Genomic DNA, 26,228 nt, shown 5'->3' with positions numbered 1-26,228 from the left:
CGGAAGGCAGTGGCTGGCGAAACCCTCGAAAACCGGGGCTCCGGGCGGTGGAACGTCGTCCTCACATAGCGACATGAGGCCTAGTCGGCAAGCGGATGATGATCATTGACCAGCCGCACCAGCCGCTCCTCCAGCACATGGGTGTAGATCTGCGTGGTCGAGATGTCGGCGTGGCCGAGCAACTGCTGCACGGCCCTGAGATCGGCGCCGTTCTGCAGCAGGTGGCTGGCGAAGGCGTGGCGCAGCACATGCGGCGAGATCTTGGCCGTGGCGATGCCGGCCCTTGCGGCGAGGCCTTTCAGGTCGCGGGCGAAGACCTGGCGGGACAGGTGGCCGGTGTCGGAGGCGGCCGGAAACAGGAAGGGGCTGTTTGCGAGCGCCGGCCGCTCTGCCCTGGCGGCAAGCCAGGCGCGCATCGCGGCGCGCGCCTTGGCCGAGAGCGGCACCATGCGTTCCTTGTTGCCCTTGCCGCGCACCATGAAGAAGCGGTCGTCGCGCAGCGCCACCGTCACCGGCAGGCCGACCAGCTCGGAAACGCGCAGGCCGGTGGCGTAGAGCACCTCGACCAGCGCATGCAGGCGCAGCCGCGCCAGGCGATCGCCGCCGTCGGCTTCGCCCGCTTCCGTGGCGGCGCGGTCGATCAGCCGGCCGGTTTCGGCCTCGCTCATCGTCTTCGGCAGCGGACGCCCCTTCCTCGGGCTGTCCAGCGTGCCGGTCGGGTCGTCGCCGCGCAGGCCCTCGGCGTAGAGGAACTTGAAGAACTGGCGGATCGCCGACAGTTTGCGCGCCTGCGAGGTGGCGGCGAAGCCGCGCGCGGCGATATCGTCGAGATAGGAGCGGATGTCGGCGGCCGCGGCGGCGGCAAGCCCGCCGCTGATCGCCATCGAAGCGTCTTCCAGGTCGCGGCGATAGGAGGACAGCGTGTTTTCGGCCGCGCCGCGCTCGGCGCTCATCATCTCCAGAAAGGCCTCGATGCGCGCCGCGCTGTTCATGTCCCGGGCATCAATTCTTCTTGGGGTTCAGCTTTTCCGGCGGAATGCGCACGCTCATTTCGGCCCTTTTCGGTTCGACGAACATGGCCAGCGCGAACATCGTTCCATAGGCAATGCCGGCCAGAATCGTCAGCGTCACGACAAAGCGAAACAGTGTCGGCATCAATATGCGCCCGTCTCTTGTTCTGCATTTCCAAACCCTGTGCCCTTATGGGACGCCAATCCGTCCAATTCAAGGTAGAAGCCTGTTGTCCTGGCGCGGGTTCTGTTCGGAAAACCGTATGACACTTTTGCGGGAGCTGCGCGCCATGCTTGACGCAATCAGGCTTTTGATGTCGATAACGCCGGCAAAGGGGCCCGTATGAACGCGCTACAAGCAAATCCACCCGCTGAAGGCCATACCGAGCTGCTCGAGCGGCTGGGCACCCGCTCCATCGTCTTCGTTGGCCTGATGGGCGCCGGCAAGACGGCGATCGGCCGCAAAGTGGCGGCGATGCTTTCGCTGCCCTTCATCGACAGCGACCAGGAGATCGAAAGCGTGTCGCGCATGACCGTGCCCGAACTGTTCGAGCGTTATGGCGAGACGGAATTCCGCGCGCTGGAGCAGCGGGTCATCCTGCGTCTCCTGGAAAACGGCCCGCAGGTGCTGTCGACCGGCGGCGGCGCCTTCATGAACGCGCAAACGCGCGAGGCGATCGCCGGCCATGGCGTGTCGGTCTGGCTGAAGGCCGAGCTCGACCTGTTGATGGAGCGCGTGTCCAAGAAGCAGAACCGGCCGTTGCTCAAAAGCCCCGATCCGCGCGCTGTGCTGGAAAGGCTGATGGGCGAGCGCTATCCGGTCTACGCCACATCGGACGTCACCGTGCCGACCCGCGACGACCGCAAGGAGGTCATCGCCGCCGAGGTCGTCGCCGCGCTCTGCGGACATTTCGGCGTCGCCATGGTCGCGGCCGGCGACGAGGCGCGGCCATGAGCGCCATCACGCCTGTCACTGTCGAAGTCGGGCTCGGCGAGCGCGCCTACGACATATTGATCGGCCCCGGCCTGCTGTCCGGCGCCGGCCAGGAGATCTCGCGCCGCTTGCCGGGCAGGCGAGCGGCCGTCGTCACGGATGAGAACGTCGCCGCCGCGCAGCTCGGCACGCTGAAGGCCGGTCTCGAGGCCAGTGGCATCCAGCCGGCCGTTATCACCTTGCCGGCGGGCGAGAAGACCAAGAGTTTTGCCCATCTCGAAGAGGTGGTCGACGGCGTGCTCGCCGCCAAGCTCGAGCGCGGCGATATCGTCATCGCGCTCGGCGGCGGCGTCATCGGCGACCTTGCCGGCTTTGCCGCCGGTATCGTGCGGCGCGGCATGAATTTCGTGCAGATCCCGACCTCGCTGCTCGCGCAGGTCGATTCCTCGGTCGGCGGCAAGACCGGCATCAACAGTCCGCGCGGCAAGAATCTTGTCGGCGTCTTCCATCAGCCGAAGCTGGTGCTGGCCGACACCGGCGTGCTCGACACGTTGCCGATCCGCGAATTCCGCGCCGGCTACGCCGAACTGGCCAAGTACGGGCTGATCGACCGCCCCGCCTTCTTCGCCTGGCTGGAGGCGAACTGGCAGGACGTGTTCGCCGGCGGTCCGGCGCGGGCTGAGGCGATCGCCGAGGCCTGCCGCGCAAAGGCCGATGTCGTCGCCCGCGACGAATTCGAGACCGGCGACCGCGCACTGCTCAATCTTGGCCATACGTTCGGCCACGCGCTGGAAGCTGCGACGCACTATGACGGCGCCCGGCTCGTCCACGGCGAGGGGGTCGCCATCGGCATGGCGCTGGCGCATCGCTTCTCGGCGCGGCTTAACCTGGCGAGCCCGGACGATGCGGGGCGCGTCGAGGCGCATCTTCGCGCCGTCGGCTTGCCATGGCGGATGGCCGACATACCGGGCGAACTGCCCGACGCCGAGGCGCTGCTCTCGTACATCGCCCAGGACAAGAAGGTGTCGCGCGGCGCGCTGACCTTCATCCTGACGCGCGGTGTCGGCCAGGCCTTCATCGCCAGGGACGTGCCGGCGTCGGAAGTGCTTGGCTTCCTTGCGGAAAACCACCCGGGATGAACGAGCCCGGCTGGATCGTCGCGGCCATCCTTGCCGGTCTGGTACTGCTGGCGCTGCTGTTTCGTGCCCGCCTGCTCGCTGCCTTCGGCTACGAATTGCGGCCAGTCGATCCGCAAGGTTCCGCTGCTGACCAATCGCGCGAGCCGGCCGACGATTTCCGCCGCGACGGCCAGGGTGCGCGCGAGGAGCGCAATCGCCTGGAGGGACTGTTCGACCTCGAGGAACTCGAAGTGTCCGACGTCATGGTCCACCGCACCAACATGCGCTCGGTCAATGCCGACAATGCGTCGGAAGCGGTGGTGCGCGAGATCCTGAACAGCCCGCATACCCGCATGCCGTTGTGGAAGGGCTCGCTCGACAACATCGTCGGCGTGCTGCACGCCAAGGACCTGCTGAGGGCGCTGAACGAGGTCGGGAACGACTTTTCCAGGATCGACGTGATGAAGATCGCGTCGAAGCCCTGGTTCGTGCCGGACACCACCACCTTGCAGGACCAGCTCAACGCCTTCCTGCGCCGCAAGGCGCATTTCGCCATCGTCGTCGACGAATATGGCGAAGTGGAAGGGCTGGTGACGCTGGAGGACATCATCGAGGAGATTGTCGGCGAGATCGCCGACGAGCACGACGTCGACATCCAGGGCGTCAAGCAGGAGGCCGACGGCTCGGTCGTGGTCGACGGCACGGTGGCGATCCGCGATCTCAACCGGGCGCTCGACTGGAACCTGCCGGACGAGGAGGCCACCACGATTGCCGGCCTCGTCATCCACGAGACGCAGTCGATCCCCGATGAAAAGCAGGCCTTCACTTTCCACGGCAAGCGCTTCGTGGTCATGAAGCGCGACAAGAACCGCATCGCCAGACTGCGGATAAAGCCGGCGGGGGACGCATAATCAAACACACGGGCGAGCGACGCGGCTTGCCTCCGGCGCTATTCCACGATCTCCCTGGTCGAGCGCTCGTGCAGCGTCGCGCCTGTTTCGGCGTCGACCGCCGCAAGACTGACCTCGTAGCCCCAGAGGCTGCGGATATGGCGCAAAGTCGCGTCGCGGCTGCCTTCCTCCAGGAGGATGCCCGCCTTCACCTTGTGCTGCAGCCGCAGTTGCCTGTCGCCGCGCAGGTCGACATCGACAATCTGGATGTCGGGCCTGTTCGCCCCCACGTCGTAGCTGTGGGCCAGGGCGCTGCGTATCTTCTCATAGCCGCGCTCGTTGTGGATCGACGCGACCTCCAGATGCGGTTCGTCGGCTCGATCGGCAAGCGCGAAGAGCCGCCATTTCCGGATCAGGGTTGGGCTGAGGTACTGGTGGATGAAGGACTCGTCGCGATGGTCGGCCCATGCCTCGAGCAGCGTCTCGCGCCAGTCGCCGCGGCCCGCAATGTCGGGAAACCAGTCGCGGTCCTCCGCCGTCGGCTCGGTCGAGATGCGCCGTATGTCCTGCATCATGTCGAGACCGAGCGCGTAGGGATTTATGCCGGAAAATCGGGGATCGTCGAAACCGGGCTGGAAGACCACATTGGAATGGTTGCGCAGGATTTCGAGCATGGCGCCCTCGCCGATCAGCCCGCGATCGAACAACAGGTTCATCAGCGTGTGGTGCACGAAAGTGGCGCAACCCTCGTTCATCACCTGGGTTTGCCGCTGCGGGTAGAAATATTGCGCGATGACGCGGACGATGCGGACGATTTCGCGCTGCCATGGTTCCAGCACAAGGCTGTTCTTCTCGAGGAAATAGAGCAGGTTCTCCTCGGGCAGATTGAGCGACTTCTTCCGTTCGGCCAGGCTTTCGTCTTTCTCGCCGGTCTTCCCGGCCTCCTGCGAGGCCGGCAGCGTGCGCCACAAATCGTTGTAGGAGCGCTCCTCGTATTCGAGGCGCTCGCGCAGGCCTTCGCGCTGCCGCTCCGACGACAGCTTGGGCGGCCGGCGGTAGCGGAACACGCCCTGTTCCATCAACGCATGCGCCGAATCGAGGACCGCCTCGACCGCCGCGAGGCCGTGCCGCTCCTCGCAGCGGGCGATGTAGCCCTTGGCGAAATCGAGATAGCTCAGGATGGCCCCGGCGTCGGTCCACTGCCGAAACAGATGATTATTCTTGAAGAAATGATTGTGCCCAAGTGCCGCGTGCGCCGTAACCAGGGCCTGCAACGCCATGGTGTTCTCCTCCATCAGGTAGACGATGCAGGGATTGGAGTTGATGACCAGCTCATAGGCCAGGCCGCGACCGCCCTTGCGGTAGAGAAGGTCATGATGAAGGAAATGCTTGCCGAACGACCAATGGCGATACATCAGCGGCATGCCTATCGACGAATAGGCGTCGAGCATCTGCTGGGACGAGATGATCTCCATCTGAACCGGATAGATATCGAGGTGGAGTTCCTCCAGCGCGATCGCCTCGATCGCGTCATAGGCCCGCGACAGCGTCTTGAAATCCCAATCGGATCCGGAAAACAGCAAAGCTGGTTTGCTTGCCTGCCTGGCCATTTGCACCCCTCTCAAGCGCTCTTGCGGGCAGCCGGCTGCCTTGCGAAGAGCTGGCGGAAGACCGGGTAGATGTCGGCCGGAGTGGCGATGCGGGTCATCTGGAAGTTCGGCCATTTCTGCGCGACGACGCTGTAGGCGCGCCACAGCGACGTCCCGTTTTCGGTGGCTCCGAAAATATGGCTCTCGCGTTCGTCGATGATCTCGACATAGGCGAAATACTGGCAAAGACGCATGAGCGCGCCGTCGAGCAAAGCTATGCAGCGTTCCGAATCGGTGGCGAAATTGTCACCGTCCGAAGCCTGGGCGGCGTAGATGTTCCACTCGTTGGCGGGGTAGCGTTCTTCGATGACGCGGCGCATTTCGTCGAGCGCCGTGGAAACGACGGTGCCGCCGCTTTGCGTGCAATGGAAGAAGGTTTCCTCGTCCACCTCCTGGGCCTCGTGGGTGTGGCGGATGAAGACCACCTCGGTGCGCTCGTAGCGCCGTTTCAAGAACAGATGCAGAAGCACGAAGAAGCGTTTGGCCAGATCCTTCTCGCGCTCACCCATCGATCCGGACACATCCATCAGGCAGAACATCACGGCACTGGCATTCGGCAGCGGCCGGGGATCGAAGCGATTGAAGCGGATGTCGATCGGATCGACATAGGCGATGCGTTTGCGGCGGCGCTCCAGCCGTTCGAACTCCTTGCGCAAATCCGCGACACGCAGACGCGTCGCTGCGCTGGCCGGCTGAGAGTCCAGCGCGGCGATCTGCCCGGCGATGGCATCCACGTCCGCCTGCTTCGGGCGCCTCAACGCTATGCGGCGGCCATGACTGTTGCGCATCGTACGCGCGACGTTGATGTTGGTCGGCGAACCGGTTGTCGCGAAGCCGGCGCGCTGCGACTTGAAGGCGAGGATTTCCTTGAGGTTGAGCTTGACCATGTCGGGCAGTTCGAGATCCTCGAAAAACAGATCGAGTACCTCCTCGCGCGACAGCACGAAACGGAAATCGTCTTCAGAGACCGTGTCGCCCGGAGACGACGACCCGGCGCCGCCGCCCTGGCCGGGTTTGGGGATCAGGTCTCCGGGAGAGAAACTCTTGTTGCCCGGCAGGATGTGCTGGCGCCGCCCGCTGTTCCTGGCATCGTTGAAGCTCGGCTCACCAGTGCCTTTTTCCGGCATCGGCACGGCATATTCCTTGTCCGCTTCGGCGATCCGGCCGGTGCGGATGCGGTCGCGTATGCTGCGCTTCAGTTCGTCCCGCGCGCGCTTGAGGAAGCGCTGGCGGTTACCCAAGCTCTTGTCCTTGGGATTCAGGCGTCGGTCGATGAAGATCGGCATGGAACCCCCAGGCGTTCTCAACCCGCCTTGTTCACCCGCATGTACCAGTCGACGAGCCGGCGCACCTGACGCTGGGTGTAGCCGCGCTCGACCATGCGCTGCACGAATTCATTGTGCCGCTTTTCGGTCACGCTGTCCTGCTTGGAGCCGAAGCTGATCACCGGCAGAAGATCCTCGACCTGGCCGAACATGCGCTTTTCGATGACCTCGCGCAGCTTTTCATAGCTTGTCCAGGACGGGTTGCGGCCGTGATTGCGCGCCCTGGCCCGCAAGGTGAACTTGACCACTTCGTTGCGGAAGTCCTTGGGATTGGCGATGCCTGCCGGTTTTTCGATCTGTGACAGTTCGTTGTCCAGCACCTCGCGGTTGAGGATCTGGCCGGTGTCGGGATCCTTGTAGTCCTGGTCCTCGATCCAGGCATCGGCATAGGCGATGTAGCGGTCGAACAGGTTCTGGCCGTATTCGCTGTAGGATTCGAGGTAGGCCTTCTGGATCTCGTGGCCGATGAATTCGGCATAGCGCGCGGCGAGTTCCGACTTGGTGAACTCCAGATAGGCTGCCTCCGTCTGCTTCGGAAACTGCTCGCGCTTGATCGCCTCCTCCAGAATGTACATCAGGTGCACGGGATCGGCGGCCACTTCCTTAGTGTCGTAGTTGAAGGTCTGCGACAGGATCTTGAAGGCAAAACGCGTGCTGACGCCGGTCATGCCCTCGTCGACGCCGGCGGCATCGCGGTATTCCTGTACCGACTTCGCCTTCGGGTCGACCTCCTTCAGGCTCTCGCCGTCATAGGCGCGCATCTTGGTGTAGCGGGGTGAATTGTCGTGCTCGGCAAGGCGCGTCGCGACGGTGAAGCGGCTGAGGATGTCGAGAACTTCGGGGGCGCAGGGACTGGCCGCCAATTCGCTTTCGCGCAGCAGCTTCTCGTAGATCTGCCGCTCTTCGGTGACGCGCAGGCAATACGGAACCTTGACCACCAGGATGCGATCGAGAAAGGCCTCGTTGTTCTTGTTGTTCTTGAACTGCTGCCATTCCGATTCGTTGGAATGCGCCACGACGATGCCCTGGTAGGGGAAGGCGCCGAAATTCTCGGTGCCGTTGTAGCTGCCTTCCTGCGTGGCGGTCAGCAGCGGATGCAGGACCTTGATCGGCGCCTTGAACATCTCGACGAACTCGAGCAGGCCCTGTGTCGTGCGATTGAGCCCGCCGCTGTAGGAATAGGCGTCCGGGTCGGATTGGCTGAAATTCTCCAGCTGGCGGATGTCGACCTTGCCGACCAGGGCCGAGACATCCTGGTTGTTCTCGTCGCCGGGCTCGGTCTTGGCGATGCAGATCTGGCGCAGCCGCGACGGCATCAGCTTGACGACGCTGAATTTGGAGATGTCTCCAGCCAGTTCGTCGAGGCGCTTGGCGGCCCATGGTGAGATCAGCCCGTTCAGGCGGCGGCGGGCTATGCCGTATTTGTCCTCAAGCAGGTCGCCCATGTGGTCGGGGTTGAATAGGCCGAGCGGCGATTCGAAAACCGGGCTGATCTGGTTGCCGACCTTCAGCGTGTAGATCGGCCGCTGCTCCATGAGCTTCTTCAGCCGTTCGGCCAGTGAAGACTTGCCGCCGCCGACAGGGCCGAGCAGATAAAGGATCTGCTTGCGCTCCTCGAGCCCCTGCGAGGCATAGCGGAAATAGCCGGCGATACGCTCGATCGTATCCTCCATGCCATAGAAGTCGGCGAAGGACGGGTACACCTTGACGGTCCGGTTGGAGAAGATGCGGCCGAGCCGCTCGTCCTTGCTGGTGTCGATCAGATTTGGCTGACCAATCGCCGCGACCATCCTTTCGGGCGCCGTGGCGTACATCGATTTGTCTTCGCGGCAGGCAAGGAGGAATTGCTGGAGGCTGATCTCTTCCTGTGCCGCATGGGTATAGATCTCCGAGAACAGGTCGAAGACGTCGGATTGGTTCTCGCGCATGATTATGTGCCCTCGGAGCCGCTCTGGCTGCCAGTCGGCTCATCACATATTCAACTGCCGGAAAGCGTTGTTGGTTCCCTTCAATTGAAGAAGAAACGTGCAATCTGGCGTTGACCTCCGGAAGGCATCCGATGTTGCCGAAATGCCTGCCTAGAGAATAACGTGGTGATTGCCCGGCGCGCTTCAAGGGCTAACCTCGATTGGTTTTGCATTCGCGGATCGCAAGCCGGAATTCGGAGGCGTGCCGAATGCCCGGATGTCGGGTAAATGCTGTCCAGATCGGCCGCGCTCCAAGCTCAGCCCATTACCGATCCGTAACTGGACGCCTGGGACGCGCATGTGCACTCTGCCGTCGCAAAGCGGTGGGAGATGGTGATGATCGATCGACGCAGCCTCATCATGGCATCGCTTGCCGCGCTGCTGCCAGCGCGTGCCTCCGCCGCATGGCGTCCGCGCCAGCCCAAGCCGCAAACCGTCGACTACGGGCCGGCCAGGCTCGACATCTACACGCGCGACGGCTTCAGGGACCGTCCTGTCGTGCTCTTCATCCATGGCGGTGCCTGGCGGCTCGGCAACCGCAACAATGTCAACGCCAAGCCCGGCTTCCTGCTCGACAACGGCTTCCTGTTCGTCTCGATCGATTATCGCATGCTGCCTGGCGCCGACGTCGCCACCCAGGCGGGCGACGTCGAGAAGGCCTATGCCTATGTGCGCGCCAACATCGCCCGGCGTGGCGGCGACCCCGACCGCATCGCGGTGATGGGGCATTCCGCCGGCTGCCACCTTGCCGCGCTGACCGGCCTGCGCGGCGGATTGCCCGGCGTCGCCGCGCTGGTGCTCGACGACACCGAAGCCTATGACATCGAGGCACTGGCCAAGGCGCAGGGCGGCAGGCTGCGGCCGATCTACGCGCAGGCCTTCTCCGATCCGGCGCAATGGCGCGCGCTGTCGCCCGCCACCTATATCGGGAGCGGCAAGCATCCGCCTGTCTTTGTCGCCTATTCGGACGCACCGATCCGCGCGGTCGTCGCCCATGCCTTCACGGACCGGCTGCGGGCGGCCGGCACCAAGGTCGCGCTGTTCGACGGCAGCGCCTATTCGCACATGGCGATCAACCGCCGGTTCGGCGAGGAGGGCGACGCCCTGACCGGCGCGGTGTTGGCCTTCCTAAAGGAGACGGTCGCCTGAGACTTACCAGCGCGTCTGTTCGCCGGGCGCCGCCGGCTCGATCGCCAGCGCATGGACGCCGGCGTTCAGCTCATCGGCCAGCAAGGCGTTGACGGCGCGGTGGCGCTCGATGCGGCTCATGCCGGCAAAGGAAGGCGAAACGATGCGGACGCGGAAATGCGTCTCGCCGGTGCCGTCAAAAGCGCCATGATGATCGGAGCCCTGGTGATGGTGGCCGGCGTGAAGGTGGCTTTCATTGATGATGACCAGCCGCTCCGGCGAGAATGCCGCCTTCAGCTTGTCTTCCATCGTCGACTGTATGGACATTGGACCTTCCCTTCACCACATGACGGCAGAGCCGCAAAATCCGCATTTTCGACCGCTTTTAAGCCGCGATTCAGCGGTTAGGGCGATCATCGCCGAAATGTCAATTCTTGTTTCGCACGTGCGAACAGCCCATAAATGGGTGAGATGAAGCCGTATCCCAAATATTTCGAAAAAATCCGCATCCGGCCGGAGAAGGATGCGGAGCTGAAGTCGCGCGCGCCGATCTGCCAGTGGGACGGCTGCAAGGAGGCCGGCACCCATCGCGCGCCGGTCGGACGGCTGAAGGAGGGCGAGTATTTCCGCTTCTGCTTCGACCATGTGCGCGAATACAACAAGGGCTTCAACTACTTCTCGGGCGTGCCGGACACCGAAATCGCCCGCTTCCAGAAGGAAGCGCTGACCGGCCACCGGCCGACATGGAAGATGGGCATCAATGGCGGTTCGACGCGTTCGGCGCCGGACTTCGCCCAGCAGCGCTCCGGCCGCGCCGGCTACTACAACCGCATGCGCGACCCCTTCAACCTGTTCAACGACCCGAAGAGCCCGCGCGAACGCAAGGCCAAGCCGCTTGAGGCCAAGGCGCTGGAAACGCTTGGTCTTGATACAAAGGCGACTGGCAAGGATATCAAGGCGCGCTATAAGGAACTGGTCAAGCGTCACCATCCGGATGCGAATGGCGGCGACAGAGGTTCGGAAGACCGGTTCCGCGATGTGCTGCAGGCCTATCGCGTGCTCAAGCAGGCGGGTTTGTGCTGAGCGACCCCACGGTTCGTGTCGCTTTCCAACTTTCATAAGGTTGGAAAAGGCTCTAAGACCGCCCCCGAACAAAATCGATTGCCGGCGAAATCAGCCATTTCGCCTGTGGAGACGTGGATAGAGATGAACAAGGTCGACCGCGACATCGCCAACCTGCCCGATACGACAGTGTCGGTGAAGGAAAAATTCGGCTTCGATTCCAAGATGGTGGTGCCGGCCTATTCGGTGTCTTCCGAGCATGTGCCGGACGTCGATCCCGACTATCTGTTCGACAAGAACACGACGATGGCGATCCTCGCCGGCTTCGCCTACAATCGCCGCGTCATGGTGTCGGGCTATCACGGCACCGGCAAGTCGACCCATATCGAGCAGGTCGCCGCCCGCCTCAACTGGCCCTGCGTGCGCGTCAACCTCGACAGCCATGTCAGCCGTATCGACCTGGTCGGCAAGGACGCCATCGTGGTCAAGGACGGGCTGCAGGTCACCGAATTCCGCGACGGCATCCTGCCCTGGGCCTACCAGCACAATGTCGCGCTGTGCTTCGACGAGTATGACGCCGGCCGCCCGGACGTGATGTTCGTCATCCAGCGCGTGCTGGAATCCTCGGGCCGCCTGACGCTGCTCGACCAGAGCCGTGTCATTCGCCCGCACCCGGCGTTCCGGCTGTTCTCGACCGCCAACACGGTCGGCCTTGGCGACACCACCGGCCTCTATCACGGCACCCAGCAGATCAACCAGGCGCAGATGGACCGCTGGTCGATCGTCACCACGCTGAACTATCTGCCGCACGATAACGAGGTGAACATCGTTCTGGCCAAGGCCAAGCACTACCGCGACAGCAAAGGCAAGGACATCGTCAACAAGATGGTGCGGGTCGCCGACATGACGCGCTCGGCCTTCATCAATGGCGACCTGTCGACGGTGATGAGCCCGCGCACGGTGATCACCTGGGCCGAGAACGCCGAAATCTTCGGCGACATCGGCATGGCGTTCCGGCTGACCTTCCTCAACAAGTGCGACGAGCTGGAGCGTTCGGTGGTCGCCGAATTCTACCAGCGCGCCTTCGGCGAAGATTTGCCCGAATCCGCCGCCAACGTGGTGCTGGGGTAAGAGCATGGTTCCGGAAGGTCGTATGACTTTTCGGCCGACACCATGCTCCAGGGATGATTGATGGCGGGTCCGGGCGACAATACGCGCAACAAGCCGAAGAACGGGTCTGAAGCCGACAGCTTCAAGCGCTCGGTGACCGTCTGCATGCGCGCCATTGCCGGCGACAAGGACCTCGAGGTCGGTTTCGCCAAGGACCGACCGGCGCTCGCCGGCAGCCGCGCCCGGCTGCCCGAACTGCCGAAGAAGGCCTCGAGGGCCGATATCGCCATCACCCGCGGGCTCGGCGATTCCATGGCGCTGAAGCGCGCCTGCCACGATCAGCGCATCCACAACAAGCTGGCGCCGGAAGGCAAGCTGGCGCGCTCGATCTACGACGCGGTCGAGCAGGCCCGTGTCGAGGCGATCGGCAGCCGCGCCATGCAGGGCGTCGCCGACAATATCGGCTCGATGCTGGAGGACAAATACGCCAAGGCGAACCTCGTCGACGTCAAAGACAAGGCCGACGCGCCGCTCGAGGAGGCGGTGGCGCTGATGGTGCGCGAGAAGCTCACCGGCCGCGCCGTGCCCAGGAGCGGCGAGCGCCTGGTCGATCTGTGGCGCCCCTGGGTCGAGGAGAAGGCCAGCGCCGATCTCGACGGCCTGTCGGCCAAGCTCGACGACCAGCAGGCTTTTGCCCGCATCGTGCGCGACATGCTGGTCTCCATGGAGATGGCCGAGGAGCTCGGCGACGACCAGGAGAGCGAAGACACCGAGGACAATGACGACAACGAGCCGCAGGGCGAGGAGCAGAGCGAGGAGGGCGGCGAGGACGATTCCGGCTCCGAACAGTCGCAGTCCGACGACGCCGAGGCGTCCGACGATGACGAGCAGTCGGCCGAGACGGAAGCGTCCGACGCCACTGCCGACGACCTCTCCGACGAGGACGATTCCGACGCGGAGACGCCCGGCGAGGCGCGGCGCAACGACAATCCCTTCACCAACCTGCCGAAGGAGATCGACTACAAGGTCTTCACCACGGCTTTCGACGAGACGGTCGGCGCCGAGGAATTGTGCGAGGAAGAGGAGCTCGACCGGCTGCGCGCCTTCCTCGACAAGCAGCTTGCCAATCTTTCCGGCGTCGTCGGCAGATTGGCCAACCGGCTGCAACGCCGGCTGATGGCGCAGCAGAACCGCTCGTGGGATTTCGACCTCGAGGAAGGCTATCTCGATCCGTCGCGGCTGGTGCGCGTCGTCATCGATCCGATGCAGCCGCTGTCGTTCAAGCAGGAGCGCGACACGAAATTCCGCGACACGGTGGTGTCGCTTGTGCTCGACAATTCCGGCTCGATGCGCGGCCGGCCGATCACCGTCGCCGCCACCTGTGCCGACATATTGGCGCGCACGCTGGAGCGCTGCGGCGTCTCGGTCGAGATCCTCGGCTTCACCACCCGCGCCTGGAAGGGTGGGCAGGCGCGCGAGAAATGGCTGAAGGACGGCAAGCCGCCGAACCCCGGCCGGCTCAACGATCTGCGCCACATCATCTACAAATCCGCCGACCATCCGTGGCGGCGGGCGCGGCGCAATCTCGGCCTGATGATGCGCGAGGGCCTGCTCAAGGAAAACATCGACGGCGAGGCGCTGCTTTGGGCGCATAACCGGCTGATCGGACGGCCGGAGCAGCGCAAGATCCTGATGATGATCTCCGACGGCGCGCCGGTCGACGATTCCACGCTCTCGGTCAATCCCGGCAACTACCTGGAGCGGCATCTGCGCGCGGTCATCGAGCTGATCGAGACGCGGTCGCCGGTCGAGCTTCTGGCCATCGGCATCGGCCATGACGTAACCCGCTACTACCGCCGTGCCGTCACCATCGTCGATGCCGAGGAACTGGCCGGCGCCATGACCGAGCAGCTGGCTTCGCTGTTCGGCGAGGAAAGCGCCCGCGAGATGCGGCGCGGCGGTCTGCGGCGCGCCGGATGAGGATCTCGGGGCGGAGCTTGCGGCGTATGGTTCTGGCTGCCTGCGCGCTGGCCGGCATGCTGTCGCCGGCCATCGCCGCCGGTCCGGCTTCCATCGAGCCGGTCGAGATCTCGGCGCGGCCGATCAACCAGTTCCACATCGGTCACGACGACAGGAAGTTCGGCCCGCTCGAATTCGTCGGCGGGCTGGAGATGACCTCGCCGTCGCGCGATTTCGGCGCGCTGTCGGCCTTTCGCTTCCTGAAGCCTGGCGGCGATTTCATCGGGGTCGCCGACACCGGCTTCTGGTTCTTCGGCACCGTGACGCACGATGCCGACAAGCGGCCGTCGGGCATCCAGAATTTCCGCATGCAGCAGATGGTCGACCAATCGGGGCAGCCGATCGAAAGGAAATGGGAAGTCGACGCGGAAGGCCTCGCGGTCAAGGATGGCATCGCCACGGTCGGCTTCGAGCGCAACCAGCGCGTCGCCCAGTTCAGGATCGATCCCGACAAGATGAAGGCGCCGTTCAAGGAGCTCGACTATCTGGTGCCGGCCCGGGAGCTGCGCCAGAATCGCGGCTTCGAGACCGTCACCCACGCCAATCCCTACGGCCAGCACGAAGGCGGGCTGGTCGTGGTGTCGGAAAAGAGCCTCGACAAGGCCGGCAACATCTATGCCGCGATCATCGAGGGGCCGAACAAGGGCGTTTTCACCGTCAAGCGCAACGGCGATTTCGACATCACCGACGGCGCCTTCCTGCCAGATGGCGACCTGCTGCTGCTCGAACGAAGCTTCTCGATGGCCGGCGGGGTGAAGATGCGGCTCAGGCGCATCTATGGCGAGAGCGTCGAGAAGGGCGCCGTCGCCGACGGTCCGGTGCTGCTGGAAGCCGACATGGGCTACCAGATCGACAATATGGAAGGGCTCGACGTCTGGACCCGCGACGACGGCGCGCAGATGGTGTCGCTGATGTCGGACGACAACCACTCGATCCTGCAGCGCAACCTCTACCTGGAATTCATCCTGCACGAGGATTGAGCCGATACCGGATTTCTGCCCGACCCAGGCCGCCATGCACGGTTTGGTAACCCCGAGCGGTGAAACTCGGATGCAATCCTGGGTTTCAGTCTGGCGGCGCCTTTCTGGAATCGCGCAACCGGTTCCGGGCTAATGACGACCGTCCCATCCATATCGCGACATCAGGTAGCCCTGCAATTGCTGCAAAGGGGCGAACCCGGTGAGGCGCCGCAACCAGTCGGTCTGCTGACCGATGGTCCGAGCCTTCGCAGCGGCGACAGCGCCCAGCAAAGCGCGCTGGAAAGGATCGTCAAGCTGTCGATTGAAGGGCCCTGGAGCAGCGGCGGCTATCTTGTCGTCATGCCCGTCAACGCAGAGTTCATCGAAACCGGATCCGGCAACGATACGGTCGACATTACCTCGTCCGGCGACGACACCGCGCCGAACTACGTCTCCCTGGGAGACGGAAACGATCGGCTCGATCTGGTAGCCACCGAGGACGCAACTTCAGACTATTGGCAGGGCAGCACGACGGCAGGCGCCATGGCGCTGAAGGCATCCAACGCCGTCAACCACGAAATCTCGGTCTTCGTGCCAAGCGGTCGCGGCATCTTCGCCGGCGCCGGCAATGATGTCGTCAACATTGCCGCCGGACGCGATGTCTATAACGTCTCGGCCGGCGAAGGCGACGACGCGCTCGCCGTTTCGGCGGGACGGGATATTTCGGGAGTCTGGGGCGGCGACGGGCGCGATGTGCTTTCCCTTGCGGGTGGAACGAACATCGACAACGTTACCGGCGATGCCGGCGACGACATCATCACCGTTGCGGCGGGCAATGAAGCGCGCAGTATTTCAGGCGGCCAGGGCCAGGACATCATCACTGTCGCCGGGCAAAGCGTCGGTGACATTTCCGGTGGCCAAGGCTCCGACATCATCACTGTCGCGAGCGGGCAGGCCGCCTTCGGCATCCGTGGAGACGATGGTGATGATGCCATCACGATCGCCGCCGCCAAGGTCGATCAGGTCGAGGGCGGCCGCGGCGACGACACCATCACGATCAATGCAGGCACCGCCGCCGCGATTTCGGGCGGGCTGGGCGACGACAGGATCGATCTCACCGGCACGGACAAAGCCAAGCTGTTCTTCGATCGCGGTGACGGCAACGACGTCGTCCGCGTTGCCGGAGAGACCACGATCGTCTTCGCCGAGCGCTCAATCGACGACGCTGACATCAGCTATGGCGACGGCAAGATCACCATCTCCTTTGCCGACACTGGCGACTCCGTGACCCTGGATTACAGCGCGGCGGCGTTGAAAGGACCCGCGCCCGAATTGAGCTTCGAGGACTCAGATCACCTCGAGGTCCGCCGCGAGGCGCCGCAGGGCTGGAATGCTTCCACCCTGTACCGATACTTCGATGCCCACGGCGCCGGCGGCTTCTCGCTCACACTGAGATAGGGCGCATTGCCTTTTCACGGTTGGCCGCGGCGGCGAGCTGGTGCCCGACCGGTATCTGGAAATTGCTGGCCATTCCGCGCGAGGCGCAGGGTTTCCCTATCGCGCTTCCGGAGCGGTCGCGATCCAGATGACATGGCGGGCGCCACGCTTGCCATGGGCGCGCGCCTTGACCTCCTCGACGGCGAAGCCCGCCTGCTTGAGGCGGCGCGTAAAGCCGCTGTCGGGGCCCTGCGACCACACCGCCAGTACGCCGCCGGGGCGGAGCGCGGCGCGTGCCTTGCCGAGGCCGGCGGCGCCGTAGAGCGCGTCGTTGCCCTTGTAGACGATGCCTTCCGGGCCGTTGTCGACATCGAGCAGGATGGCGTCCCAGGCCGATTTCCCGGCGCCGATGACGCGCCCGACATCGCTTTCCTGGATGCTGACGCGAGGATCGTCGAGGCAGCCGTCGAAAATGCCGGCCATGGGACCGCGCGCCCAGGCGATGACGGCCGGCACCAGTTCGGCGATGGTGACGCTTGCGTCAGGACCAAGTTCGGCAAGGGCGGCGCGTAGCGTGAAGCCCATGCCCAGGCCGCCGATCAGGATTTTCGGCTGCTGGTGACCGGCGATCCTTTCGCAGGCGAGTTTTGCAAGCGCCTGCTCGGAGCCGCTGAGACGGCTGTTCATCAGCTCGTTGGTGCCCAGCATGATGGAAAATTCAGTACCGCGCTGCTTCAGGCGCAATTCCTGCCCGCCGTCCGGTGTCTTCGCCGAATCGAGCTGGACCCAAGGGATCAATGCCTGATTCCACTTTTTGGGATCATGGCTACGTCGCCAGCGCCGGCTGGCTCCAGCGGGCGGCGAGCAGCCGGTAGGGGATCAGCGCCACCACGGCGATGATCAGCTTCACCGAGAGGTCGCCCAGCGCCCAGGACACCCAGCGCATGGTCTCGACCGGCAGCACACCCAGCAACGGCGCCGCCTCCAGCGCGAAGCTGTCGTTCGGGCCGGCAAGGGCGAAAGCGGCGGAGAAGGCGACGCCGAAGAAGACGACGGTGTCGAACACCGAGCCGACCAGCGTGCCGACGATCGGCGCCCGCCACCAGCTCTGCCGGCGCAGCCGGTTGAACACGGTGACGTCGAGCAGTTGCGCGGTGAGGAAGGCGGCGCCGGAGGCGGCGGCAATGCGCACCAGCCGGTCGGCGGCGGTCTCGAATTCGATCAGGCCGTGGCGGAACAGGAAGGGCGGGACGAGGATCGAGCAGATCACCGCCGTCATGAAGCCGACAAAGACGATCCTGCGCGCCACGGTCGGGCCATAGCGGCGGTTGGCGAGGTCGGTGACAAGGAAGGAGAAGGGGTAGGTGAAGGCGCCCCAGGTCAAGATGTCAGCCAGCGACAGGCCGCCGATCTGACCCTGCATCGGGAACTGCACGAGGATGTTGGAGGCCACGACGACGAGCGCCATGGCGGCCACGAAGGGCAGATATCGCGAGACGGAATACATTTTTTTATCCTGGGTAATGGAACCAGCGGAATGTCATGCCGAATCCGCACGACACTCCTGCGAAGGCGGTGTCCCGCCAGAAACTGTTAAGCCGCGGCCTGCTCGGCGAGCTTCTTGGCGATCTGCTTCTTCAAGAGGCGAGCGCGCTGCGACAGCTCCTTGGCGTCGGCCTTGGCCAGGAAGGCGTCGAGCCCGCCGCGGTGCTCGACCGAACGCAGCGCGTTGGCCGAAATGCGCAGGCGCACATTCTGGTTCAACACTTCGGAGATCAGCGTCACATTGACCAGGTTCGGCAGGAAGCGGCGCTTGGTCTTGTTGTTGGCGTGGCTCACATTGTTGCCGGTCTGGACTGCCTTGGCAGTGAGCTCGCAGGTGCGGGACATGATTCTAACCTTCAGTTCTCGGTCGGCCAAACCATTCGACCCGCGCCAGGCGGCGCGCGGTCTCGGTCAGGCGGCCTTATGGAAAAAGTTGGCGTTCCATAGTGGCATTTCACCGGCGCGTCAAGCTCCGGCCAGCCAGCCATATTCCATATAAAGGCCGGATTTCACCCTATAAGCCAGCCTCATAGGGACATGCCAGCCAGGAATTGCCCGTCTCCTGGCTGAAAATCGAGGACCGCCATGCTTCGCCCCCCTGTACTTCGTCTGTCATATGCCTTCGCCGGCTTGCTGGCTGTCGCCTTGCCAACGGCAAGTTTCGCCGCCGCCGCACCACAATCTTTCAAGGGCGAGTACACGGTGTCGTTCCTCGGCCTTTCAGTGGCCAGGGCGACGTTCTCGAGCCGCTATGACGGCGACAATTACGCGATCAACGGCACTGTCTCGGCGGCGGGCCTCGCCAAGCTGTTCGACGATACCAAGGGCACGGTCTCGTCCAAAGGCACTATTTCAGGCAAGCAGATGCGGCCACAGGCCTTCCGCGCCGATTACACGTCGGGCAAGAAGGCCTCGGTGGTCGATATCCGTTTCGCCAATGGCGCGGTGACCTCGACCGAGGTCGTCCCGGCGCCGAAGAAGCGCGATCCCAAGAGCTGGGTGCCGCTTGGCGCGGGCGACCTGAAGTCGGTTCTCGATCCGATGGCGGCGACCGTCATCCACGCCGACAGCCTCGATCAGGTCTGCGGGCGCACGGTCAAGTTCTACGATGGCGAGATGCGCGCCAACCTGACGCTGACCTATGCCTCGAAAGGGTCGATCTCGGTGCGCGGATACAAGGGCGACACGGTGACCTGCCGGATGGGGTTCGAGCCGGTGGCGGGGTACCGCAAGGGCCGCAAGGCGCTGAATTTCCTCAAGGACCGGAGCCGCATGATGGTGACGTTTGCACCGCTCGGCCAAACCGGCGTATATGCGCCGATCCGCGCCACGGTCGGGACCCAGATCGGTCCGCTGACCATCAGCGCCGGAAGGTTCGAAGCCATAAACTAGGCGCGTTTGCGCGCCGCCGGAGACAGGCATGGGGCGCGCAACACTGATCGGCTTTTTGGCGGTCGCCATGTGGTCGTTGCTGGCGCTGTTGACCGACGCGTCCGGCCAGGTGCCGCCGTTCCTGCTGTCGGCCATCACCTTCGCCATCGGCACTTGCGTCGGGCTCGCCGCGCGGCTGGTGATGCCGGCCGCCGACCGCAGCGAAAAGATCCCGCCGCAGGTCTGGGTGATCGGCATTGCCGGGCTGTTCGGCTACCATTTCTTCTACTTCACCGCGCTGCGCAACGCGCCGGCGGTGGAGGCGAGCCTGATCGCCTATCTGTGGCCACTGCTGATCGTGCTGGGCTCGGCGCTGATGCCGGGCGAGCGGCTGGCCTGGAACCACGTCGTCGGCGCGCTGCTCGGCCTTGCAGGCACGGTCCTCATCGTCACCAAGGGCGGCGGCCTTGCCTTCGACGCGCGCTATGCCTTCGGCTACGCGATGGCCGGTGTTTGCGCCCTCCTGTGGTCGTCCTATTCGCTGTTGTCGCGGCGTTTCCCATCGGTGCCGACCTCGATCGTCACCTGGTTCTGCGCGGCGACGTCTGTGCTTTCGCTGGCCTGCCACTTCCTGCTTGAGCAGACGGTGCTTCCCGTCGGCATCGGCCAGTGGCTGGCCGTGCTCGGCCTCGGGCTGATGCCGGTGGGGGCCGCCTTCTACGCCTGGGACATCGGCGTCAAGCGCGGCAATATCCAGGTGCTGGGCGCGGCGAGCTACGCCGCGCCGTTGCTGTCGACGCTGGTGCTGATCATTGCCGGCGTCGCCGAGCCGTCGCTGCGCATCCTCGCCGCCTGCGTGCTCATCACCGGCGGCGCGGCACTTGCCGCGAAGTCGCTGTTGCTGCGCAAGGCGGCCACGGGTGAGGCAAACGCATGATGCCGTTTCCCGGCGGCATCGACGCCAACGCCAATGCGACGCTGGTGTTCTCGCTGGTGGCGGCGGTGATCTACGCTTTCACGCTCAACATGCCGCCGAGCCTCGCCCGCTCGGCGGCAAAGACGCTTGCCGTCGCCATGCTCGCGGTGCTCGCCGTCATGCAGGGTGGCCTGCTTCTGCTCGTCGCGGCGCTCGCGCTCAGCGCCGTCGGCGATGCCTTCCTGTCGCGCGATGGCGAGAAGGCCTTCCTCGGCGGGCTGGCGAGTTTTCTTACGGCGCATGTCCTCTATGTTCCGCTGTTCCTGCAAAACGGCGGCGGCCTGGACGTGCTCGGCGCCGAATCCTGGCGCGGCGCGATCGCGCTCGCCATGGCGGCATTCGCGATCGTCATGCTGGCCGCGCTCTGGCGCCGTGTCGGCCCGAGCCTGCGCCTGCCGATCGCTGTCTATGTCGCGGCGATCCTCGCCATGGAGATTTCGGCGCTTACCACCAGCAATAGCCTGGTGATCGGCGGCGCCATACTGTTTATGGCGTCGGACGGGTTGCTCGCCGCCGAAAAATTCCTGCTCGCGGCCATCTCGCCGCACCGCGTCTGGATGCGCTACGCGGTCTGGGCGCTTTACTACGCCGCGCAGGCGGCGATCGCCTTGGGTTTTCTACTCGGCTAAGGGGTTGTTGATCGCGCATGATCTTTTCCGAAAACCGGTAACCACTTTTCGGGATCATGCTTGCGGCTGCCAGCCCGGCTCGGCCAGCTCGAAGGCGGCGAAGTCGAAGCCCGGCGCCACGGTGCAGCCGACCAGCGTCCATTCGCCGAGGCTGCGCGCCGACTGCCACCAACCGGCCGGCACCACGATCTGCGGCCGCTCGCCGGCGGCAAGGGCGATGCCCAGCACCTGCTCGATCACGCCGCCGCCTTCCTCATGCATCGACAGCGCCAGCGGCGCGCCGGCATGGAAGTGCCAGACCTCGGCCGCGTCCGTGACCCGGTGCCAGGCCGAGAGCTGATCCTCTTCCAGAAGGAAGTAGATGGCTGTCGAATGGCCGCGCGCCCCCCCGGCACCATCGCGAAAGGTCTCGGCATACCAGCCGCCCTCCGGGTGCGGCTTCAGGCCGAGCGTGGCGATGATTTCGGCGGCACTGGTCATCGGCCGGAAGCTAGCACGGGGCTCAGAAATTGTCCTTGCGCTTGCGGATCTCGGCGAACACCTCGGCGTCAGTGGCCGTCTCCATGCCGAGATGCTTGCGGATCGCCGGGTCGTGCCAGCGCAGGAACGGATTGGTCGACAATTCCTCGCCGATCGTCGTCGGCAGCGTCGGCTTGTCGTCGGCGCGCAGCGCCTCGATCCGGGCGGCGCGTTCCTTCAGGGCCGAATTGGTCGGATCGACGGTGAGCGCGAAGCGGGCGTTGGAAAGGGTGTATTCATGGCCGCAATAGACGACCGTCTCGGCCGGCAGCGCCGCCAGCTTCTTCAGCGAATCGTACATAACCGGCGGCTTGCACTCGAACAGCCGGCCGCAGCCCAGCGCAAACAGCGTGTCGGCGGTGAAGGCGACTTTCGAGGCCGGCAGATGGTAGGAGACATGGCCGGCGGTGTGGCCTGGCGTGGCGATGACGTCGATCCGTTCCTCGCCGAGGTGGATGACGGAGCCTTCGCCGACCGTCTCGTCGATGCCGGGGATTTTCTCCTTTTCCGCTTCCGGCCCGATGATGCGCAGCTTGAAGCGCTCCTTCAGCGCCAGATTGGCCTCGACATGGTCGACATGGTGGTGAGTGGTCAGGATCAGCGTCGGCGTCCAGCCGGTGCGCTGGATGGCGGCCAGAATCGGCGCCTCCTCTGGTGCGTCGATGATGGCGGTCTGGCCGCTCGTGGGGTCACGCACCAGCACGCCGAAATTGTCGCTGCGGCACATGAACTGTTCGATTTCGACCGGCATCGCGTCTCTCCACCAAAGCGCCGTGCGTCCAATTGGACGCACAAAGGACGCTCTAAGCTGTTTATCTGCTGATCGCGCTTTCCGAAATCGAAACCGATTTCGGGCCGATGCAGTTGTCGCCGCAGACATAGGGCGCTTGGGCGCCGATGTCATCCGCCTTTGTTGAACTTGCAATGCTTCGAAGCTACCGTCCCGGCCATGCATTCCGATATCGTCGACCTCCGTTCCTTCTATTCGACCACGCTGGGGCGCCTCGCCGAGCGCTCGATCACCATGGCGCTGTCCTCGATCTGGGCGGCCGTGCCAAACGAGCGGCTGGTCGGGCTCGGCTACACCCTGCCGTGGCTGGAGCGGTTCGGTGCCGACGCCGAGCGGGTCTTCGCCTTCATGCCGGCAACGCAGGGCGCCGTGGTCTGGCCGGCGACCGGTCCGACAGCGACCGCGCTGGTCTTCGACGAGGAATTGCCGCTGGTCGATTCCTGCATCGACCGCGTGTTGCTGGTGCACTCGCTCGAGCATGTCGAGAACCCGCGCGAGACGCTGAACGAGATCTGGCGCGTGCTGTCGCCCGCCGGCCGCGTCGTCATCGTCGTGCCCAACCGGCGCGGCGTCTGGGCGCGTTTCGAGCATACGCCGTTCGGCAACGGCCGGCCGTTCTCGCGCGGCCAGCTGACCGAATTGCTGCGCGAGGCGAATTTCACCCCGGCGGCATGGTCCGACGCGCTGTTCTTCCCGCCGTCGCCGCGGCGCTTCATGATGCGCTTCCACAACGTGCTGGAGCGCGCCGGCCGGCGGTTCTGGCCGATCTTTTCCGGCGTCATCGTGGTCGAGGCGCAGAAGCGGCTCTACCAGGGCGTGCCGGTCGTGCAGCGCGCCTCGCGCCGCGTTTTCGTGCCGGTGCTGACGCCGCAAGGCGCCACCAGGCTCGGGCGGCTGGCGGCGAACCAGGCGCAAGCCCAAGTGACGCGTTCGTGATCGCGGCGGCGCCTTGCCTCATCCTATCTGTCGGGGGCGGGTTCGCGGCCTGAGGGACATGCCGGTCGCACCCGCGCCGGTTTCAGCACCTTTTTCTGAAAGCAGGGATATCTGACATGGCTGATCAAGCGGAGGACAAGGCCGGCCCGGCGCCTGCCGCCGTGTCTGTCGAAATCAGCAGCCTCGGCGACCAGGTGAGGACGATCAAGCAAGCGCTGAAATCCTCGCCGGTGCGCAGGCAGTTCGTCTGGGCCTGCCTGGGCATCGTCGCCGTCATCGTCGCGACCGCGATCGGCCAGGTGCTGCTCAACCGCTGGAACCAGCCCTTCTACGATGCGCTGGCGCGGCGCGACCTGCCGGGTTTCCTGCACCAGCTTATGGTCTTCGCGGCCATCGCCGGTGGGCTGCTGGTGCTCAATGTCGGCCAGACCTGGCTCAACCAGATGATCCGGCTGAAGCTGCGCCAGGCGCTGACGCTCGACCTGATCGAGGAGTGGATGCGGCCGGCGCGCGCCTTCCGACTGGCGCATGCCGGCGCAATCGGCGTCAATCCGGACCAGCGCATGCAGCAGGATGCCGGGCATCTCTCCGACCTGTCGACCGATCTCGGCGTCGGGCTGCTGCAGTCCTTCATCCTGCTGGTGTCGTTCATCGGCGTGCTTTGGCAGCTCTCCTCCGGCTTCGTTTTCCATATCGGCGGCCATGCGCTGGAGATCCCCGGCTACATGGTGTGGGCGGCGATCCTCTATGCCGGCATCGCCTCATGGCTGAGCTGGCTGGTCGGGCGGCCGCTGATCCGCTTCAACAGCGACCGCTACACGCGCGAGGCCGAGCTCAGGTCGTCGATGGTCCGCGTCAACGAGAATGTCGACGCCATCGCGCTCGCGCATGGCGAGGCCGACGCCAGGCGGCAGCTCGAGCTCGACCTCGGCATGGTGCTCGGCGCCATGCGGCGCATCTACGGCGCCCAGATCAATCTCTCCTGGGTCACCGACACCTATGGCTGGATAACCGTGGTGGCGCCGATCCTGGTGGCGGCGCCGGTCTATTTCGCCGGCGACATCAGCTTCGGCGGGCTGATGATGGCGGTTGGGGCCTTCAACCAGGTCCATTCCTCGCTGCGCTGGTTCATCAACAACATAGGCGGCATCGCCGACTGGCGGGCGACGCTGATGCGCGTCGCCGATTTCCGCATCGCGCTTGCCGAGACCGACGTTTTCCACGACACCGAAAAGCGCATCACCTTTACCGAGAACGCCGGCGGCACGCTGACCTTCGAGAGGCTGGAGGTCGCTTCGCCGGACGGCTGCACAAGGCTTGCCGAGCCGGAGGTCGAGATACGCCCCGGCGAGCGCGTCATGATCACCGGCGACCCGCGCGCCGGCAAGACGCTGTTCTTCCGCGCCATTGCCGGGCTGTGGCCATGGGGCAGCGGCAGCATCGGCATGCCGGCCGGGGCGGCGCCGGTCTTCGTCCCGCGCATGCCCTATTTCCCGCTCGGCACACTGCGCGAGGTGCTGAACCATGCCGACGGCATCACGGTCGAGGACACCGAGATCGCGGCGGTGCTGACGGAGGTCGGCCTCGAACGGCTTGCCTCCTCGCTCGACCGTTCGGCGCGCTGGGAGCACGAGCTCGCCGACGACGAGCAGCGCCTGCTTGCTGTCGCCAGGCTGGCACTCAAGCGGCCAAAATGGGTGATCATCGACGAGGCGATGGACACGTTCGACGGCGCGACGCTGCGGCGCGTGCTGGCGATGCTGGAGAAGCGGCTGCCGGACGCCGCCATCCTCAACATCGGCCGTGGCCAGCACAACAACCAGTTCTTCCCGCGTTCGCTGACGATCGTGAAGGATGCTGGCCGATCGGCGCTCAAGCCGGCGCGGGTCAGGGCCGGAGCGATCGAGCCGCCGCCGCCGGCCCCGCGCAGGAAGAAGTAAAAGCCAAGCTTTATTTCGCCGCGATCACCGCAGAAGATCAGGCCCGTCAAACCGGACGCACGCGGCCATGCTCGACATGCTCAGCCTGCTTGCCTGTCTCGGCTGCGCCCAGGCCGCGCCTGTGCCGATGCCGGCCGCACCGGCCGCCGTGGACGTCGAACTGGTGCTGGCGGTCGACATCTCGACGTCGATGGACGAGCGCGAATTCGCGTTGCAGCGCGCCGGCTACGTCGAGGCGCTCCGGCATCCGGACTTCATCAGGGCGGTGCGCGCCGGGACCAACGGCCGCATCGCGATCGCCTATTTCGAGTGGGCGGGCACCATCCGCGACGACGCGGTGCTTGCCTGGCAGATCATCGACGGCAGCGACAGCGCCAATATGTTCGCCGACAGGATCGCAGCGCGGCCGTTCCGCAGCTTCCGCGGCACCTCGATCTCCGGCGCGCTCGCCTTTGGCACCGGGCTTTTCGAGCAAACCGCCTTCGCGGCCGAGCGGCGCGTCATCGACATCTCGGGCGACGGACCCAACAACACCGGTCCGCCCGTCACCTCCGAGCGCGACGCGGCACTGGCCAGGGGCATCGTCGTCAACGGCCTGCCGATCCTGATCAGCCCGTCGCCCACCTTCAGCCATCTCGACCGCTACTATGCCCAATGCGTCACCGGTGGGCCCGGCTCCTTCGTGCTGCCGATCTACGCGGCTTCCGAGTTCTCGACCGCCATCCGGCGCAAGCTGATCCTCGAGGTGAGCGGCATCGCCGACACGGCGGCGGTCCGGATCGATGCCGAGCCGCCCATCGACTGCCTGCAGGGCGAGCGCGACCGCCGTTTCTATTCCGATCCCTATTTCCCGGAACTCGATCGCTAGAGCGGTTCAGCGTTTCAAGGAATCGCCGAACCGCGCTAACTATTTG

The 26,228-nt window shown here is 64.9% G+C and carries 26 protein-coding genes; 15 read left to right on the top strand and 11 right to left on the bottom strand.

From position 1 onward, the window contains the following. Nucleotides 1–80: 80 nt before the first annotated feature. Nucleotides 81–992, bottom strand: coding sequence for a site-specific tyrosine recombinase XerD (locus tag PU724_RS15700; RefSeq protein WP_354420056.1), 912 nt, complete (start codon nucleotides 990–992; stop codon nucleotides 81–83). A gap of 10 nt (nucleotides 993–1,002) precedes the next feature. Continuing rightward, nucleotides 1,003–1,155: a histidine kinase gene (locus tag PU724_RS15695; RefSeq protein ID WP_292103234.1), complete on the bottom strand. Its 153-nt coding sequence runs from the start codon at nucleotides 1,153–1,155 to the stop codon at nucleotides 1,003–1,005. Nucleotides 1,156–1,353: 198 nt separating this feature from the next. Between PU724_RS15695 and PU724_RS15690 the strand changes: the two genes are divergently transcribed. From PU724_RS15690 to PU724_RS15680, 3 genes are read left to right on the top strand one after another with little or no spacing between them, the layout of a single operon-like run. Then, nucleotides 1,354–1,965 (top strand): shikimate kinase, encoded by a 612-nt coding sequence (locus PU724_RS15690; RefSeq protein ID WP_127310078.1) that lies wholly within the window; start codon nucleotides 1,354–1,356, stop codon nucleotides 1,963–1,965. Further along, nucleotides 1,962–3,083, top strand: a complete 1,122-nt coding sequence (gene aroB / locus PU724_RS15685) for a 3-dehydroquinate synthase (RefSeq protein ID WP_354420055.1) — start codon at nucleotides 1,962–1,964, stop codon at nucleotides 3,081–3,083. The genes PU724_RS15690 and aroB overlap by 4 nt, the downstream gene beginning before the upstream one ends. Then, entirely contained in the window at nucleotides 3,080–3,973 is an 894-nt protein-coding gene (locus PU724_RS15680; RefSeq protein ID WP_354420054.1) for an HlyC/CorC family transporter, read from the top strand. The genes aroB and PU724_RS15680 overlap by 4 nt, the downstream gene beginning before the upstream one ends. Nucleotides 3,974–4,011: 38 nt before the next feature. On the opposite strand, the gene PU724_RS15675 is transcribed toward PU724_RS15680, so the two are convergent. The 3 genes from PU724_RS15675 to PU724_RS15665 are packed head-to-tail and all read right to left on the bottom strand — an operon-like array spanning nucleotide 4,012 to nucleotide 8,854. Further along, a complete protein-coding gene (locus tag PU724_RS15675; protein WP_292103228.1) occupies nucleotides 4,012–5,562 on the bottom strand; it encodes a SpoVR family protein in 1,551 nt (516 codons plus the stop codon). Nucleotides 5,563–5,573: 11 nt separating this feature from the next. Next, on the bottom strand, nucleotides 5,574–6,887 hold the full coding sequence (locus tag PU724_RS15670) for a YeaH/YhbH family protein (protein WP_292103227.1): 1,314 nt from the start codon (nucleotides 6,885–6,887) through the stop codon (nucleotides 5,574–5,576). Between the two features lie 17 nt (nucleotides 6,888–6,904). After that, nucleotides 6,905–8,854 carry a PrkA family serine protein kinase gene (locus tag PU724_RS15665; RefSeq protein WP_127285330.1) on the bottom strand — a complete coding sequence of 650 codons (1,950 nt, stop codon included), beginning with the start codon at nucleotides 8,852–8,854 and terminating at the stop codon, nucleotides 6,905–6,907. Between the two features lie 375 nt (nucleotides 8,855–9,229). On the opposite strand from PU724_RS15665, the gene PU724_RS15660 reads away from it, so the two are divergent. Beyond that, nucleotides 9,230–10,042 (top strand): alpha/beta hydrolase, encoded by an 813-nt coding sequence (locus PU724_RS15660; protein WP_354420053.1) that lies wholly within the window; start codon nucleotides 9,230–9,232, stop codon nucleotides 10,040–10,042. Between the two features lie 3 nt (nucleotides 10,043–10,045). Here the strand turns inward: PU724_RS15660 and PU724_RS15655 are convergent, their stop codons facing one another. Beyond that, entirely contained in the window at nucleotides 10,046–10,348 is a 303-nt protein-coding gene (locus PU724_RS15655; protein WP_354420052.1) for a BolA family protein, read from the bottom strand. Nucleotides 10,349–10,483: 135 nt separating this feature from the next. Between PU724_RS15655 and PU724_RS15650 the strand changes: the two genes are divergently transcribed. The 5 genes from PU724_RS15650 (at nucleotide 10,484) to PU724_RS15630 (ending at nucleotide 16,629) form a co-directional block, all read left to right on the top strand. Further along, complete coding sequence (locus tag PU724_RS15650; RefSeq protein WP_127285333.1) at nucleotides 10,484–11,104, top strand: J domain-containing protein; 621 nt, start codon at nucleotides 10,484–10,486, stop codon at nucleotides 11,102–11,104. A 123-nt stretch (nucleotides 11,105–11,227) separates the two neighbouring features. Continuing rightward, on the top strand, nucleotides 11,228–12,214 hold the full coding sequence (gene cobS / locus PU724_RS15645) for a cobaltochelatase subunit CobS (RefSeq protein WP_354420051.1): 987 nt from the start codon (nucleotides 11,228–11,230) through the stop codon (nucleotides 12,212–12,214). 60 nt (nucleotides 12,215–12,274) lie between these two features. Next, complete coding sequence (gene cobT / locus PU724_RS15640) at nucleotides 12,275–14,173, top strand: cobaltochelatase subunit CobT (protein WP_135908622.1); 1,899 nt, start codon at nucleotides 12,275–12,277, stop codon at nucleotides 14,171–14,173. Between the two features lie 26 nt (nucleotides 14,174–14,199). Then, nucleotides 14,200–15,192: an esterase-like activity of phytase family protein gene (locus PU724_RS15635; RefSeq protein WP_426213324.1), complete on the top strand. Its 993-nt coding sequence runs from the start codon at nucleotides 14,200–14,202 to the stop codon at nucleotides 15,190–15,192. A 132-nt stretch (nucleotides 15,193–15,324) separates the two neighbouring features. Then, a complete protein-coding gene (locus PU724_RS15630; RefSeq protein WP_354420050.1) occupies nucleotides 15,325–16,629 on the top strand; it encodes a hypothetical protein in 1,305 nt (434 codons plus the stop codon). Between the two features lie 96 nt (nucleotides 16,630–16,725). Here PU724_RS15630 and PU724_RS15625 read toward each other — a convergent pair whose 3' ends face one another. From PU724_RS15625 to rpmB, 3 genes are all read right to left on the bottom strand, one after another. Further along, a complete protein-coding gene (locus tag PU724_RS15625) occupies nucleotides 16,726–17,406 on the bottom strand; it encodes a spermidine synthase (RefSeq protein WP_354420049.1) in 681 nt (226 codons plus the stop codon). Nucleotides 17,407–17,434: 28 nt separating this feature from the next. Next, complete coding sequence (locus PU724_RS15620) at nucleotides 17,435–18,115, bottom strand: queuosine precursor transporter (protein WP_354420048.1); 681 nt, start codon at nucleotides 18,113–18,115, stop codon at nucleotides 17,435–17,437. An 86-nt stretch (nucleotides 18,116–18,201) separates the two neighbouring features. Next, nucleotides 18,202–18,498 carry a 50S ribosomal protein L28 gene (rpmB, locus tag PU724_RS15615; protein WP_127286026.1) on the bottom strand — a complete coding sequence of 99 codons (297 nt, stop codon included), beginning with the start codon at nucleotides 18,496–18,498 and terminating at the stop codon, nucleotides 18,202–18,204. 240 nt (nucleotides 18,499–18,738) lie between these two features. On the opposite strand from rpmB, the gene PU724_RS15610 reads away from it, so the two are divergent. From PU724_RS15610 to PU724_RS15600, 3 genes are read left to right on the top strand one after another with little or no spacing between them, the layout of a single operon-like run. Then, nucleotides 18,739–19,545 (top strand): DUF3108 domain-containing protein, encoded by an 807-nt coding sequence (locus tag PU724_RS15610; protein WP_127392927.1) that lies wholly within the window; start codon nucleotides 18,739–18,741, stop codon nucleotides 19,543–19,545. A 28-nt stretch (nucleotides 19,546–19,573) separates the two neighbouring features. Then, nucleotides 19,574–20,461 carry an aromatic amino acid exporter YddG gene (gene yddG / locus PU724_RS15605; RefSeq protein ID WP_354420047.1) on the top strand — a complete coding sequence of 296 codons (888 nt, stop codon included), beginning with the start codon at nucleotides 19,574–19,576 and terminating at the stop codon, nucleotides 20,459–20,461. Further along, nucleotides 20,458–21,129, top strand: coding sequence for a lysoplasmalogenase family protein (locus PU724_RS15600; RefSeq protein WP_354420046.1), 672 nt, complete (start codon nucleotides 20,458–20,460; stop codon nucleotides 21,127–21,129). The genes yddG and PU724_RS15600 overlap by 4 nt, the downstream gene beginning before the upstream one ends. Before the next feature lie 54 nt (nucleotides 21,130–21,183). Here PU724_RS15600 and PU724_RS15595 read toward each other — a convergent pair whose 3' ends face one another. Together PU724_RS15595 and gloB are read right to left on the bottom strand one after the other, a co-directional pair. After that, nucleotides 21,184–21,609 carry a cupin domain-containing protein gene (locus PU724_RS15595; RefSeq protein ID WP_292106874.1) on the bottom strand — a complete coding sequence of 142 codons (426 nt, stop codon included), beginning with the start codon at nucleotides 21,607–21,609 and terminating at the stop codon, nucleotides 21,184–21,186. Between the two features lie 22 nt (nucleotides 21,610–21,631). Then, entirely contained in the window at nucleotides 21,632–22,399 is a 768-nt protein-coding gene (gloB, locus tag PU724_RS15590) for a hydroxyacylglutathione hydrolase (RefSeq protein ID WP_292348526.1), read from the bottom strand. A 198-nt stretch (nucleotides 22,400–22,597) separates the two neighbouring features. Between gloB and PU724_RS15585 the strand changes: the two genes are divergently transcribed. From PU724_RS15585 to PU724_RS15575, 3 genes are all read left to right on the top strand, one after another. Continuing rightward, nucleotides 22,598–23,374 (top strand): class I SAM-dependent methyltransferase, encoded by a 777-nt coding sequence (locus tag PU724_RS15585; RefSeq protein WP_292106871.1) that lies wholly within the window; start codon nucleotides 22,598–22,600, stop codon nucleotides 23,372–23,374. Nucleotides 23,375–23,490: 116 nt separating this feature from the next. Then, nucleotides 23,491–25,314 carry an ABC transporter ATP-binding protein/permease gene (locus tag PU724_RS15580; protein WP_354420045.1) on the top strand — a complete coding sequence of 608 codons (1,824 nt, stop codon included), beginning with the start codon at nucleotides 23,491–23,493 and terminating at the stop codon, nucleotides 25,312–25,314. Between the two features lie 67 nt (nucleotides 25,315–25,381). Beyond that, nucleotides 25,382–26,182, top strand: coding sequence for a DUF1194 domain-containing protein (locus tag PU724_RS15575; protein ID WP_354420044.1), 801 nt, complete (start codon nucleotides 25,382–25,384; stop codon nucleotides 26,180–26,182). Nucleotides 26,183–26,228: the final 46 nt, after the last annotated feature.

The organism is Mesorhizobium abyssinicae, assembly GCF_049887195.1.
Lineage (GTDB): Bacteria > Pseudomonadota > Alphaproteobacteria > Rhizobiales > Rhizobiaceae > Mesorhizobium > Mesorhizobium abyssinicae.
Note: the sequence above shows the minus strand (reverse complement) of the source record. Positions and strands in the feature narration are given on the sequence as shown.